14 protein-coding genes are annotated in these 13,179 nt (G+C 72.2%); 7 read left to right on the top strand and 7 right to left on the bottom strand.

Annotation, left to right across the window (positions count from 1 at the left end; all coding sequences use genetic code 11):
- Positions 1-205 precede the first annotated feature (205 nt).
- Positions 206-583, top strand: coding sequence for an SgcJ/EcaC family oxidoreductase (locus HJC40_RS04170; RefSeq protein ID WP_249998311.1), 378 nt, complete (start codon positions 206-208; stop codon positions 581-583).
- Here the strand turns inward: HJC40_RS04170 and HJC40_RS04165 are convergent.
- Positions 559-1,344, bottom strand: coding sequence for an alpha/beta fold hydrolase (locus HJC40_RS04165; RefSeq protein WP_249998310.1), 786 nt, complete (start codon positions 1,342-1,344; stop codon positions 559-561). The genes HJC40_RS04170 and HJC40_RS04165 overlap by 25 nt on opposite strands.
- A 229-nt stretch (positions 1,345-1,573) precedes the next feature.
- On the opposite strand from HJC40_RS04165, the gene HJC40_RS04160 reads away from it, so the two are divergent.
- The gene (locus HJC40_RS04160) at positions 1,574-2,515 is read left to right on the top strand and encodes an aldo/keto reductase (protein ID WP_249998309.1); all 942 of its coding nucleotides are present in this window, start codon (positions 1,574-1,576) and stop codon (positions 2,513-2,515) included.
- Between the two features lie 24 nt (positions 2,516-2,539).
- Here HJC40_RS04160 and HJC40_RS04155 read toward each other — a convergent pair whose 3' ends face one another.
- Together HJC40_RS04155 and HJC40_RS04150 are read right to left on the bottom strand one after the other, a co-directional pair.
- On the bottom strand, positions 2,540-3,754 hold the full coding sequence (locus tag HJC40_RS04155) for a LuxR family transcriptional regulator (protein ID WP_249998308.1): 1,215 nt from the start codon (positions 3,752-3,754) through the stop codon (positions 2,540-2,542).
- A 113-nt stretch (positions 3,755-3,867) separates the two neighbouring features.
- Positions 3,868-4,416 (bottom strand): hypothetical protein, encoded by a 549-nt coding sequence (locus HJC40_RS04150; RefSeq protein ID WP_249998307.1) that lies wholly within the window; start codon positions 4,414-4,416, stop codon positions 3,868-3,870.
- Positions 4,417-4,770: 354 nt separating this feature from the next.
- Between HJC40_RS04150 and HJC40_RS04145 the strand changes: the two genes are divergently transcribed.
- Positions 4,771-5,805, top strand: coding sequence for an acyl-CoA desaturase (locus HJC40_RS04145; RefSeq protein WP_249998306.1), 1,035 nt, complete (start codon positions 4,771-4,773; stop codon positions 5,803-5,805).
- Between the two features lie 63 nt (positions 5,806-5,868).
- On the opposite strand, the gene HJC40_RS04140 is transcribed toward HJC40_RS04145, so the two are convergent.
- Complete coding sequence (locus tag HJC40_RS04140) at positions 5,869-6,714, bottom strand: SMP-30/gluconolactonase/LRE family protein (protein ID WP_249998305.1); 846 nt, start codon at positions 6,712-6,714, stop codon at positions 5,869-5,871.
- A gap of 104 nt (positions 6,715-6,818) precedes the next feature.
- Entirely contained in the window at positions 6,819-8,444 is a 1,626-nt protein-coding gene (locus HJC40_RS04135; protein ID WP_249998304.1) for a methyl-accepting chemotaxis protein, read from the bottom strand.
- A 265-nt stretch (positions 8,445-8,709) separates the two neighbouring features.
- On the opposite strand from HJC40_RS04135, the gene HJC40_RS04130 reads away from it, so the two are divergent.
- The 3 genes from HJC40_RS04130 to HJC40_RS04120 all read left to right on the top strand — a co-directional run bounded on the left by HJC40_RS04130 (position 8,710) and on the right by HJC40_RS04120 (position 10,261).
- Positions 8,710-8,898, top strand: a complete 189-nt coding sequence (locus HJC40_RS04130; protein WP_249998303.1) for a hypothetical protein — start codon at positions 8,710-8,712, stop codon at positions 8,896-8,898.
- Between the two features lie 112 nt (positions 8,899-9,010).
- The gene (locus HJC40_RS04125) at positions 9,011-9,604 is read left to right on the top strand and encodes a hypothetical protein (RefSeq protein ID WP_249998302.1); all 594 of its coding nucleotides are present in this window, start codon (positions 9,011-9,013) and stop codon (positions 9,602-9,604) included.
- 150 nt (positions 9,605-9,754) lie between these two features.
- Entirely contained in the window at positions 9,755-10,261 is a 507-nt protein-coding gene (locus tag HJC40_RS04120) for a hypothetical protein (protein WP_249998301.1), read from the top strand.
- 46 nt (positions 10,262-10,307) lie between these two features.
- On the opposite strand, the gene HJC40_RS04115 is transcribed toward HJC40_RS04120, so the two are convergent.
- Positions 10,308-10,772, bottom strand: coding sequence for a hypothetical protein (locus HJC40_RS04115; RefSeq protein WP_249998300.1), 465 nt, complete (start codon positions 10,770-10,772; stop codon positions 10,308-10,310).
- Positions 10,773-10,910: 138 nt separating this feature from the next.
- On the opposite strand from HJC40_RS04115, the gene HJC40_RS04110 reads away from it, so the two are divergent.
- A complete protein-coding gene (locus HJC40_RS04110; RefSeq protein WP_249998299.1) occupies positions 10,911-11,456 on the top strand; it encodes a DM13 domain-containing protein in 546 nt (181 codons plus the stop codon).
- A 9-nt stretch (positions 11,457-11,465) separates the two neighbouring features.
- On the opposite strand, the gene HJC40_RS46025 is transcribed toward HJC40_RS04110, so the two are convergent.
- Positions 11,466-13,055 carry a GGDEF domain-containing protein gene (locus tag HJC40_RS46025; protein ID WP_249998298.1) on the bottom strand — a complete coding sequence of 530 codons (1,590 nt, stop codon included), beginning with the start codon at positions 13,053-13,055 and terminating at the stop codon, positions 11,466-11,468.
- Positions 13,056-13,179 lie beyond the last annotated feature (124 nt).

Raw genomic sequence — 13,179 nt, 5'->3', positions numbered from 1 at the left:
CTCCCGGGGGATCGGCGCCGCCACGGTCGCCGCCTACCGGCCGGGACCCACGAGGCGCTGGCCGGTCTGCACCCGGTGGGCCGGATGGGCGAGATCAGCGACGTCACCGACGCGATCGTCTATCTCGAGAACGCGCCGTTCGTCACCGGCGAGATCCTGCATGTCGACGGTGGACAGAGCGCCGGCGGACAGTGAGGGGCAAAAGATGAACGACCACCTCGACCGGGCCGTGCTCCGTGGCGTCCTCGACGCCTGGCGGGAGGCCGTCGACCGGCATCTCCCCGACCAGGTCGCCGACCTCTTCGCCGAGGACGCCGTCTTCCAGGGGTTGCACCCCTACAGCGTGGGACGGGCCGGCGTGAAGGAGTACTACGCCGGACAACCGATGGGCATGACCGTCGCCTACGACCTCCTGCGGGCTCGCCGGCTGGCCGACGATGTGGTGCTGGCCTGGGTGGCCGTCGAGTTCACCTTCGCGGCGGGCACCCGGGCGCCGCTGCCGCTCGCCCTCACCGTCATCGCGCGCCGGGACCGCGGGACGTGGCGGATCGCCCACTATCACGTGTCGCCGCGGATCGACTGATCCGGACCGGTTCCGTCGGGCCCCCCGTCGAAGCTCCGGAGCCGCCGGACGAACCAGGCGGGGTCGGCCAGGTGGGGGTAATGCGTGGTGACCGGCGCGGTCTCGACCACCGCGCCGGGGATCCGGTCGCTCAGCCACGTCGCATAGTCGTCCTCCACGGGCAGGCCGTGCAACGACAGGTACGGGGTGGGGCGGGCCGGCGTCAGGTCCGCCACGAACGCGGCCAGCTCCTCGGGTCCCCGATCGATCAGGGGCGCCCACACCCCGAGCAGGACGTCGTGATCGACCTTCCGGCGCCGGCTGAGGTCCTCGGCGACAGCGGGGTCCAGCTCGCCGTACATCTGGGCGAAGACGGACGTCAGGAACTCGCGGTGACCCGGACCACGGACGGTCTCGGCCACGTGGCCGGGCAGAGGTGTGGCGGGGAGCGTCTGATCGACGTTGACCACGCCCCGCACCGGGAACCGCGCGGCGTAGGCGGTGGCCACGATCCCGCCGTAGGAGTGACCCACGATCAGCGGCGTCTCCTCGACTCCTAGGCTGTCCAGGACAGCGCGGACGTCGCCGGCCATCGTCAGCGGGTCGTACGGCGCCGCGTGCGGCGACGCGCCGTGCCCGCGCAGATCGACGCGCACGGTGCGGAAGTGCTCGGCCAGCGGCACCCGGTCCCAGAAGTGGCGGTCCTCGGTCAGGCCGTGAACGGCGACGAGGAGCGGCCCGGAGCCGTCGAGGTCGTAGGCGAGCGGAACGGTCGAGATCATTCGCGGAACCGTAGCAGTGTCCGCGCCGACCGGTCCGGCCGTGACGGTCCCGGCCGGGTCACCCGTGTCCGGGCCCGTAGGTCACCCGGGGTGGCCGGCCGCCCGGAGGGCCGAGGCTGGGCCTGTCGAGCCCCGAACCCCGGCCTGCCGACAGCTGCCCGAGGAGCTGCGGTGACCGCGGGAGCGGCGCGAGGCGTACCCACCGGCATCCTGATGGAAGGGCTTTCCCATGGCAACTCTGGGCAACAGCGGCATCGACGTGTTCCCGCTCAACCTGGGCGGTAACACGTTCGGCTGGACCAGCGACGAGTCCACCTCGCACCGGGTGCTGGACGCGTACGTCGACGCCGGCGGCAACTTCGTCGACACGGCCGAGATCTACTCGGCCTGGGCTCCGGGCAACCCCGGCGGCGTGTCCGAGACGATCATCGGCAAGTGGCTCGCGGCCGGAGGCGGCCGGGAGCGGATCGTCCTGGCCACCAAGGTCACCGGGAAGCACGGAGGGCTGTCCGCCGCCACGGTCGCGGCCGCCGCCGAGGGTTCCCTGAGCCGGCTCGGCACCGACTACATCGACCTCTACTACGCCCACTACGACGACCCGGACACGCCGCTGGAGGAGACCGCGGGCGCCTTCGACGCGCTGGTGCGAGCGGGCAAGGTCCGGGCGATCGGGGTGTCCAACTACAGCGCCGACCGTATCCGCGCGTGGTTCGAGGTGGCCCGGCGTCACGGCTTCGCCGTTCCCGTCGCCGTTTCCCCGCACTACAACCTGGTCAGCCGGACAGCGTACGAGCAGGAGATGGCTCCGCTCGCCGCGGCCGAGAACCTCGCCGTCCTGCCCTATTACGGCCTGGCCGGCGGGTTCCTCACGGGCAAGTACCGGGCCACGGGCGATCAGGCGGCCGGGCCCCGCGCGAGCGCCGCGCGGGAGTACCTGACACCCGACGGCCTGGCCGTGGTCGCGGTGCTGTCCGACATCGCCGGCACCCACCGTGTCGCCCCGGCCACCGTCGCGCTGGCCTGGCTGCGCACGCGGCCGGACGTCGCCGCCCCGGTGGCCAGCGCCCGCGCCGTCGACCAGCTCCCGGCCCTGATCGCCTCGGCGACGCTCGACCTGACGCCCGACGAGCGGAAGGCCCTCGACGACGTCTCGGCCCGCGTGACCGGGTGACCGCGGGCCAGGGCGGGCCTGCCCTCAGCCGGCTGCGGCGACCTCGTGGGCGCCGGTGGCGCCGGGCCCGCCCGCCCGGGCGAAAGGATCCGACGGCCGGCGATCGGCGCCGAGCGCATCCCGCAGCGCCGTCCGGTTCGAGATCTGGAGTTTGTCGTAGACCCGGCGCAGATGGGCGCTCACGGTCCGGTGGGACAGATAGAGCCGCATGCCGATCTGCTTGTCGGTGAGCCCGGACGCGGCCAGGTCCGCGATGGCCCGTTCCTGAGGGGTGAGCGCCTCGGCGTGGGTTTCCGCCGCCCCGATCCGGACAGTCCCGGTGGCCCGCAGCTGCCGGTCCGCCCGGGCCTGCCAGGGCTGCGCGCGCAACTCGAGAAAGGTGGCCCGGGCCTCGCCCGAATGCCCCCGCGCGGCCCGGACCGATCCGCTCCGGCGAAGTCGCTCGGCATAGGCGAGCTGTACCCGGGCCCGGTCGTACCGCAGGTCCTTGATGCCGGGGACCGACAACGACCGCTGGAAATGATCGGTCTCGTGCGGGTGCGCCAGAGCCGTGGCGCAGGCGGTCAGCAGGTTCATCCGCGGCGACAGGACCGCGGGGTCGGCGGTTCGTAACAGGGTCACGTAGGCGCGGGCGGCTTCCCGGCGGCCGGTGCGCAGGGCGCAGTCCACGAAGTCCACCGAGGCGGCCATAGCGAGCGGAAGATGGTCGGCGAAGGTGGCCGGCACGGCGAGCTCGGACAGACATCGGAAGGCCTGCTCGAAGTCGTCTTGGGCCTGCGCCATCAGGCTCTGGACGTAGAGGGCGTAGAGCCGGACGGTGGCCGATCCCCGGCGGCTGGCCCAGTCGGCCAGCCGGTCCGCGAGATCCCCGGCCTGCTCGTCCTGGCCCCGCAGGGCGGCGATGACGCCGCTGACCACCCAGAGGGGCCACCGCAGTTCCTGATAGCCGTGCCGGTCGCACATCTCGAGGCCCGCGCCGGCCAGTTGCAGCGCTTCGTCCCAATCGCCGGTGAGCAGATCGTCGAGGCACAGAGCGACCACGGCCTGGATCGCGGTCTCGGTGACCCCGGAGGTGCTGCCGCGCCGGATCAGCGCGTCGTTCATCAAGTCCCGGCCCGGCCCGTCACTCAGCGCCGGTCGCCGCCCCCGTTCCGGGCTGCCGGTCGCGAGCAGCCGCCCGTCGCGGGCAGCGAAGGTCAGTATCGTGGGCGGCTCTTCCCGCAGCGTCTCCGCTTTCATGCCAGCTCCTCCGTCTCCCGATCCCGCCGACGCTGGTGGACCGTTGAGACCACTGTGGTTCACAGCGCGGGCGGGCGACCCCGGGGAACTCACGGGTGACGCCCCCGTGTGCCCTACCGGGCGATGGGGTCGGCCGCCGGCTCGATCAGGTCGTGGATGAGGGTGTGCCGGGTGCCGGCGTCGGCGATCACCTCGGTGGCGAAGACGAGGGCGCCCAGAGCGGCCAGGAAGGCGGCGACCTGGAGGAGTTGCCGGCTGACGACCAGAGCCGGATCACCGAGACCGATCGACAGCAGTACGCCGTCCGGGCGGCCCGACCACTCGGCCACGAGGCCGGCGTCGACCGAGATGACCCCCACGACGACGAAGGTCAGGAAGAGCGCTGCCCCGAACGCCACGACTTCGGCCGCGACCCGGACCACCGCGCGCCCGGCCGCCGCCGACGGACCGAGCGTGTGCCGCAGTCCCAGCACGACAACCAGCAGCGCCGCGACGAAGGTGGCGACCTCCAGCACCACCAGGCGGAAGGTGGCCAGCCGGCCGATGTAACGCCACGTCTCCGAGGTGATGAACAGGATCAGCAACAACCCGAGCATGAGACGCAGTTCGCGCACGGTGACGAGAACAACGTCGGCGCCGCGGGAGGCGAGCTGGGAGCGCACCGTGCCGGGGCTGTGCGGCCGAGAGCGGCGTTTGGTCGAGACGATGGTGTCACCTTGTGCCTGTTGTGGATGCCGGGTGGCGTTCCGGCATCGCCGCTGTCGCTCTGGCCCTCACCCTGACACCGCGATCGGCCGGCGTCCAAGACCGGATAGCTCTCACAGCGAGTGCGAATTTGTCATGACAGTCCCCTACCGTCTACGCCGACCCCCGGGAACGATGAACCCGTCCGGCACCGGGGTGGCGGCACGAGGCCCTCCCCGGGAGTTACCCGGGGTCGCACGCCCGCTTCAGGGCCGAGGGTGGACGACGAGACCGGCGAACGCCGGCCGATGGTGACGAGCTGAGGAGCTGGCATGACGGCGACAACGGGAGACCCGCGTGGCTCGGCCGGCAGTGACTTCGCCGAGCTGAACCGGCGGATCAACGCCGCCGGGCTGCTCCGGCGGAAGCCGGGCCACTACGCCGTACGGCTGGTCGTCGTCTCGCTTCTGCTGGCCGGCGGCTGGGCCGCGTTCTTCGTGATCGGGTCCTCCTGGTGGACGCTGGCCGTGGCGGTCTTCCTCGCCGTGGTCTTCGCCCAGGTGGCGCTCGTCGCGCACGATGTGGCGCACCGGCAGGTGTTCCGCACCAGGCAGGCCAGCGAACGCGCCGGGCTGATCGCGGCCAACCTGGCCATCGGCATGAGCTACGGCTGGTGGGCGGAGAAGCACACGCGCCACCACAACAACCCGAACCACGACGACCTCGACCCGGACGTCGCCCACGAGGTCCTGGTCTGGTCGCCGGCGGTCGCCGCGGGCCGTAGCGGTCTCCGGGCGTTCGTCACCCGCAATCAGGCCTACTTCTTCTTCCCGCTGCTCACCATGCTCGGGATCAGCCTGCACAAGTCGAGCATCGACGCCCTGCGCCACGGCGACGTGAAACACCGGGCGACGGAGTCCGTCCTGCTCGGCGTGCACATCGCCGGGTATCTGGCGGCCCTGTTCCTGGTGCTGACGCCCGGGCAGGCGCTGGCCTTCCTCGTGGTGCACCAGGCGCTGTTCGGGGTGTACCTGGGCCTGACCTTCGCGCCCAACCACAAGGGCATGCCGCACCCCACCGGCAACGAGGACTACCTGCGCAAGCAGGTTCTCACCTCCCGCAACGTCCGCGGCGGGCGGTTCACCGACCTCGCGCTGGGCGGGCTGAACTACCAGATCGAGCACCACCTGTTCCCGGCCATGCCGACGCCCAACCTGGCCGTCGCCCAGCCGATCGTGCGGGCGTACTGCGCGGAGATCGGCGTGTCCTACGAGGTGACCGGGCTGGTCGAGTCGTACCGGCAGGCGCTGCGCCACCTGCACGAGGTCGGCGCACCCTTGCGCGAGTCCCGCCTGGTGCTCCCCTGATCGGCGCCGCGTGCCCTTGGGCGTCCCGGGCACGGCCGGCGCGCGCGTCCCACCCCGGCCGGCTCAGCCGGCGAAGGGCCGGACCGGGAGGCCCTTGACGCCGACGTCGGCCCGGAACAGGGCGCCGGCCAACGGGTCCTCGCCGGTGTCGACGTCCTCCTGCGAGGTGGTGATGAACAGCTGATCGAGCTGCTCGCCGCCGAAGGTGCAGGCGGTCACCTTGCTCGCCGGTACGGCGATCCTCTCCTCGAGCACGCCGTCGGGGCTGTACCGGTAGACGGCGCCGCCGTTGGCGACCGCGGTCCACAGCCCGCCGCCGGCGTCGACGGTCAGGCCGTCCGGGTGGCCGTCGTCGGGCAGCGCCGCGAAGGTGCGCCGGTTCGTCAGCCCGGACGCGGTGTCGTAGTCGAACACGGCGATCGCGCCGGTGGCCGTGTCGTTGTAGTAGGCCCGCGACCCGTCCGGGCTCCACTCCAGCCCGTTGGACACCGTGACCCCTTCGAGAACGACTCGCACGGAACCGTCCGGATCGAGGCGGTAAAGGCGAGCCGCGCCGGGCGTCTGGTCGTACGCCATGGATCCACAGTAGAAGCGGCCGTCCGGGTCGCAGCCGCCCTCGTTCATCCGGACGCCGGTGTCGCTCCACAGCTCGGGCAGTGCCGTCACGGCGCCGTCGGCGTCCTCCAGGGCGAAGCCACGCTCCACGCCGATCACCGCCCCACCGGCCCGGCGGGGCCGGATCACGGCGGCCACCGACCCGACGTGGCGGCGCTCGAACGACCCGTCGGCGGCCAGCGACACCACGTCACCGGCCAGCATGTCGACGAACCTCAGGCCGCCCCAGCCGGAATACCAGACCGGGCCCTCGGCGTGGTAGAACACCGGCTCGGTCACCTGCTCGACATCCATGGAAGACCTCCCGGGGCCATCGTGCCACGAGAGACCGGCGCTCGCCCGGCGGCTCCGGGTGGAGCCGGCAGCGGCGCCGGCGGCGCGCGGTCCCTCGTACGGGCTCAGTACCGGAAGTTGGAGACCAGTGCGGTGAGGTCCGCCGACATCCGTGACAACTCGGTTGTCGCCTGCCGGGTCTCGGTGACGCCTTCGCTGGTGAGCCGGGCCGCCTCGGCGACCCCGGAGATGTTCTCGGCGATCTCACTCGTGCCGGCCGCGGCCTCGTTGACGCTGCGGCTCATCTCGGCCGTGGTCGCGGTCTGCTCCTCCACCGCCGAGGCGATGGTGGTCTGGAAGTCGCTGATCCGGGCGATCACCCGGGTGATCTCCTCGATCGCCGTCACCGCCCCGCCGGTGTCGGACTGGATGGCCTCGACCCGCCGGGAGATGTCCTCGGTGGCCCGGGCCGTCTCCTGCGCGAGATCCTTCACCTCGGAGGCCACCACGGCGAATCCCTTGCCGAGTTCGCCGGCCCGGGCGGCCTCGATCGTCGCGTTCAGGGCCAGCAGGTTCGTCTGCTCGGCGATCGCGGTGATGGTCTTGATGACGTTGCCGATCTCGATGGAGGACTCCCCCAGCTTGTTCATCGTGGCCGCGGTGGCCGCGGTGACGTCGACCGCCTCGGCCGCCACCCGGGCCGCCTCACTGGCGTTCTGGGAAATCTCCCGGATCGCCGCGCCCATCTCCTCGCTGCCGGCCGAGACGCTGTCCACGCTGCGGGAGATCTCCTCGGTGGCCGCCGACACGGTCTCCGCCTGGGCGGAGGCGGCCTGCGCCGAGGCCGCGATCTGCTCGGAGGTGCTGGACATCTGCTCCGACGCGGACGCCAGCGACGCGGCGGACTGGTCGATCGTCGACACCGTCTGCCGCAGCTTCACCATCGCCGTGTCCAGCGACCGGCCCATCAGACCCGGCTCGTCGCGGGAGGTCAGACCCGTCGTGCGGGTCAGGTCACCGTCGGCCAGACCGTCACAGACCCCCTTGACCTTGGTCAGGGAATGCACGATGCTGCGCGCCACCAGCAGCCCGAGGCCCAGCGCGAGCAGACAACCGAGCACCAGCAGCGAGATCGACAGCAGCCGGCCGGACTCGTATCCCGACTGAGCCGCCTGCGCCGAGCTCTTCGCGTCGTCCGACTCCGCCTTCGTCAGCGTGACCAGGTCTTCCCCGACGCCACCCATCAACGGGCTGACCTGGGTGTCGCGAGCGGTCTGCCACGCTCGCAGGTTGTTGTTCTGGCTGGCCGGCACGAGCGTGTCCTGCACGATCTTGCTGTAGGACTGCCAGTCCGCCCGCAGCTCCGCGATGACCGTCGGGTCACCCGTGGGGTCACTGCCCTCGTACGCCGCGATCGCCGCCTCGACGGCCTGCATATCAGCCGCGATCATCCGCTCGTACTTCACCATGGTGGGCCGGTCCTGCGAGATCGCGTGGTTGGCCACGTCGAGCCGGGCCGTCGCCATCGTCGACCTGATCTCACCGACCGCCTGGACGCTGGTGAGGTTGCTGGTGTAGATCGACTGCGCCGCGGCGCTCGCGGCGCTCAGCGCCCGCAACGCCACGATCCCGACCAACACGGCGACCGCCACCGCCAGGCTGATCGCCGTGACGATCTTGAGATTGACGCTCCAGTCACCGAAGGACCGCCGCCCCGCCGTCGGCGCGGCGTTCGCTGTCGTCGTCTTCATCTGTACCCCCGTGTCGTACGAAGGTCCCGGACAGGATTTTCCGCCCGGCACCCATCACGGCGGCCCCCGCCATCCGCAAGGATCCCATCGGACCGATTGCGGAAGTGCTGAGCCGTAAGCGAGGTAACCGCCCCGCCGGAGCGGTCACGCGCCTCCCGGGCCGGTCGGTGCCCACCGCGGACGCGAAGGTCTGAGGTTTAGTCGGGTGGGAAAAGGTTAGCCAAGCGCCCCACCCCCATGGCGAAGAACAAGACGGGAGTTCGACATGTCTGACCAAGAGAACAGCGCCGGAGCGAAGCAGGGCGCCCTGGCCGGCAGCGACGCTCATCCGGAACGAGCCCAGGGCCGGCCCACCGTGACCCCCGAAGCGACCGCGCGTCCCACCCACGGCGGCGCCGCCGGGGACCAGCCGGCCCGCTCCCTGCCGGACGAGCCGCTCAAGCCGCAGGACTGACCCGAGGGCGAGACAAGCCGAAGAAAGGCATGACCAGGCCCGTAACCATCGATGACAACCACATTTAGGGTGAAAACGTACCGTTCGGCCTCGCTCGGGCGTTGAGGAGTGCATGGCTAAGTTTTCGAAGCTCTTCCGTACGGCGGCGATGGTCGGCCTGACCCTCTCCGCGATCACCCTGCCGGTCGCCGGGGGCACCGCCTCCGCCGCTCCGGCCGCACCGCCCGCTCCGGTCGTGACCGTCAAGGCGCCGATGCTCAGCCCCGCGGCCAAGATGACGATGATGCGCAACCGCGGCACCGTCTGCGTCAACGCCCACGTGCAGAACATCGGCTGGCAGGGCTGGCGCTGCTCCACCAACCGCCGCGCCGCCGTCGCCGGCACCGTCGGCCAGTCCCTGCGTCTCGAGGCGCTGGCCGTCTCGACCCGCCGCGCCGGCGGCGTGTGCGCCCAGGCCCACGTGCAGAACATCGGCTGGCAGCGGGCCCAGTGCACCGGCCGCACCGGCACCCTGGCCGTCGGCACCCAGGGCCGCGCCCTGCGCCTCGAGGCGCTGCGGATGACCGCCCGCCCCGGCGTCTGCGCCCAGGCCCACGTGGCCAACGTCGGCTGGCAGAAGTCCCAGTGCGCCGGCCGTAACGGCCACCTCCAGGTCGGCACCGTCGGCCGCTCCCTGAGCGTCGAGGCTGTCCGCGTCCTCGCCTGACCCTGTCCCTCTCCTACCCGGTGACGCCTGCGGAGGCGATCAGTCTCCGCAGGCGTTGCCTTTTCCGGGCGGCCTGCGCACGCCGCAAGCAGCCCGACTCCGAAGGGGCCACAGCGGAACCGGACGACGGTGACGGCACGTCCCAGGGGAATGACGAGACGTTTCGCGGCGCCGGCCCTGCTGCTGATGCTGGCCATCGCTGTCGGCGGCTGCGCTTCCGCCGACACTCCGCCTCCGGGCCGGAACACGAGCCCGACCGGCACCCCGCCGCCCGGCCCGGACACGAGCCCGCCCGTCGCCGACGAGGTCCTTCCGCTCGACTTCTCCCGTACGGGAGGTCTGGCCGGTGTCGACGAGCAGGTGCGCGTCGGCACGGACGGAACGGTGACGACCTCGGAGCGGAGCCCGTTCCGTCTCGACGCCGACCGGCTCGCCGCGCTGAGGCAGGCACTGTCCGAGCCCGCCCTGAGGAGCCCGGCCTCCCGGTCCGCGACCGGCGCGGTCTGTTCCGACGGATACCTCTACCGCGTCCGCACCCCGTCCTGGGCCCGGACGGCCGACGACTGTGCGCCGCGTCAACCGGCGTTCGACCGGGTCGTGGCGCTTCTCCTGCCTCTGGTGCGCAGTGACCCCGCCGAGACACCTTCATCCCGCTGAACCGCCGGCTGTGAGGGCTCCGAGCCGGCTGTTGTCCTCCGGCGGTTCAGTCTCGCCGGGCGGCGACAAAGGCCAGACCGACGACCACTGTGTCCTCGAGCAAGGCGGCGGCCACCGGGGGCCACGACCTCTGATCGGCCCACGTACGCCACCGGGCTCCGACCAGGCTGCCCGCGACGGCGCCGGCCACGGCGGGCAGCAGGGCCCTCGCCGGTTGCGCCCCACCGCGCACGGCGGCGAGGCCCGCGGCGGTCGCGGCCGCAGCCGTCCGCCCGGCCAGCGAGGGTGGGGACAATCTGCTCGGCACCCGCGGGAGCTTGTCCGCGATCAGCTCGCCGATCGCTCCGGCCACCAGCAACGAACGCGCCTTGCGACTGGTGAGACCGGTCCACGGGGCCACGGCGTCACCGGGCGCCGTGGTCAGGGCCACCGCGGTCAGACCGGTGAGACTGCGGCCGCCGGAGACGACACCGAGGACGAAGGACCGGAGAACCGGGCTGATCACGCGCATGGGGCACGGCTACCCGACCGTCCCGATGTCAAACCGGCGCCGTCGCCTCCCCCCGGGCGGCGGAGGCCGCTCGGCGTAAGGGGATCGTAAGCAGCGTGGTCCTGGCGCGAACGGCCCGGCCCCGGTTGGCTGGGGGTCGTGATCCGCAGAGTGCTCTCCAAGCCCATCACCTGGGTCGTCCTGGCGCTGCTGGGCGTCGGCGGCGCCGGGGGCCTGTACTGGTTCCAGCCCTGGCGGCTGGTCACCGACACGACCGTGACGGATACGTTGTCCGTCGAGACGTCCGTGGCCCCTCGCCCATCGGTGTCCTCTTCGAAACCAGCCGCGCCGCCCGCGCCGGCCGCAGTGGTGCTGGCGCGGGGTTCCTTCGTCACGCACGAGCACGACACCGCCGGGACCGCCCGGGTGGTTCGCAACGCGGACGGCAGCCACCAGCTCGAACTGGTCGGGCTGTCCACCTCGGACGGACCCGATCTGCGGGTGTGGCTGTCCGACCAACCGGTGAGCCGCGACGGCTGGCACGTGTTCGACGACGGCCGGTACGCGGAGCTGGGACGGCTCAAGGGCAACCACGGCAATCAGGTGTACCGTCTCCGCTCCGGCATCGACCCGAGCGACTTCAGCAGCGTCAGCATCTGGTGCAAACGCTTCTCCGTGTCGTTCGGCGCGGCCGCCCTGACCTGACCCGGAGCGTCAGCTGTCCGCGGCCAGCGCGTACGAGCCTTTGCCGCCCCGTTTGACCGCGTACATGGCGTGATCGGCCTCGCGCAGCAGGGCGTCGCCGTCCCCGGTCAGATCGGTTGCTGTCGCGATGCCGATGCTGGCGCCGACCCGTGCCGAACCACCGCCGTCGACCGGCACCGGGACCTCCACCTCGCGAACGATCCGGGCGGCCACCTCGCGGAGGTCGTCGTCCGGCTCGGGCCGCAGCAGGATCGCGAACTCGTCGCCGCCGAGCCGGGCCACCGTGTCGGTCGCCCGGACGCAGGTCTGCAGGCGCCGGGCGACCTCCCGCAGCAGGGTGTCGCCCGCCGCGTGCCCCCACCGGTCGTTGACCTGTTTGAAGTCGTCGAGGTCGATCAGCATGGCGGCCACCGGGCCGGGTGTGGTGAGCGCCGCGTCCAGCCGTTCGGCGTACAGCGTGCGGTTGGCCAGGCCGGTCAGACCGTCGTGGAAGGCGTGGTGGCGCAGCCGGGCAGCCAGGGCGTCCCGCTCGGCGAGCGAGGCCCGCAGTCCCTCCTGTGTCACGTGCAGCTCCCGTACCTTGGTGTCGAGCTCACCGAGCAGGCGGGCGTTGTCGCGGAAGGCGGCCAGCTGGCGCAGCACGACCAGCAGCGTGCTCACCGCCGCGCCGCCCAGGGCGATCGTCACGGTCGCCGGCCGGTCCCGCACCACCGCGACGGTCAGCAGCAGATAGGTGACCGCGATCGCCCCGTACGGGAGAAGGCTGTAAGGCTTGGCCCGCCGGGGCTCGAGAGCCGCCGGGCGACCGGCGAGCTGGAGCTGGTTGACCCGCAGGGCGATCGCCAGCAGGGCGTGGGCAGCCACCGTACACGCCAGGTACCAGTGCAGCCGGTTGCCGGCCAGACCGTCGCGGCTCATCGCGTCGGCGCCCGACTTGAGCACCGCACCGCCCGCGGCGATCAGGCCGCAGGCCCGGGTGAACGGCGCGGTGCCGGACAGGACGAGCTTCGCCACCACGAACACGCACAGCATCAGGATCACCGGGCCGGCCAGCACCGGGGCGGCCATGTCGAGCAGGGCCGCGGGCCGGTCCGGCACCACCAGGTACCAGCCGACCACGGCCGCGGCGACCATCACGGTCGCCGTGTCCATCCAGAACCGGGCGCGTTCGCGGCGCGAGCCGAAACCCAGCGGCACCGTGAGCAGCGTCAGCATCAGCAGCGCGCTGCCGGCCGACAGGGTGACCGTCTGGACCGCGCCACCGGTGGCCGCCGGGCCGGCGGCGGGATCGCGGGCGGCGATGACGACCTGCGCGAGGTCACCGGCGAGGTAGATCGCGCCGGCCACCGCGACGACGCGCCAGAACCGGCGGGCCGGCGCCCGCAGGCCGGGCAGGCCGGCGGTGGAACGGGCGACCCAGGCCAGCCCGACGTGAATGGCCGCCACCGCGATCCAGGCGATCACCACCCCGGCCCGCGAGCCCACGACGCCGGTCGCCAGCAGGACGACGACCGCACCGGATCCAGCCAGCAGCGTGGCCAGCAGGCGGTCGGAGACGGCTCGCCGCCCCTGGCCATCCTGCTCCGATACAGCGTTCACCTGGGCCATAATCGGTCGCGCGGCACCACGCTCAAGCACTCGGCGCCGACTGGGGTCTTCGGCACACCCCGGCCCGGCCGGGCTCAAGATGACCGCCGGCGTTCCGATAAGAGCGTTGAGCGGC

Source organism: Actinoplanes sp. M2I2 (genome assembly GCF_023544445.1).
GTDB lineage: Bacteria > Actinomycetota > Actinomycetes > Mycobacteriales > Micromonosporaceae > Actinoplanes.
Note: the sequence above shows the minus strand (reverse complement) of the source record. Positions and strands in the feature narration are given on the sequence as shown.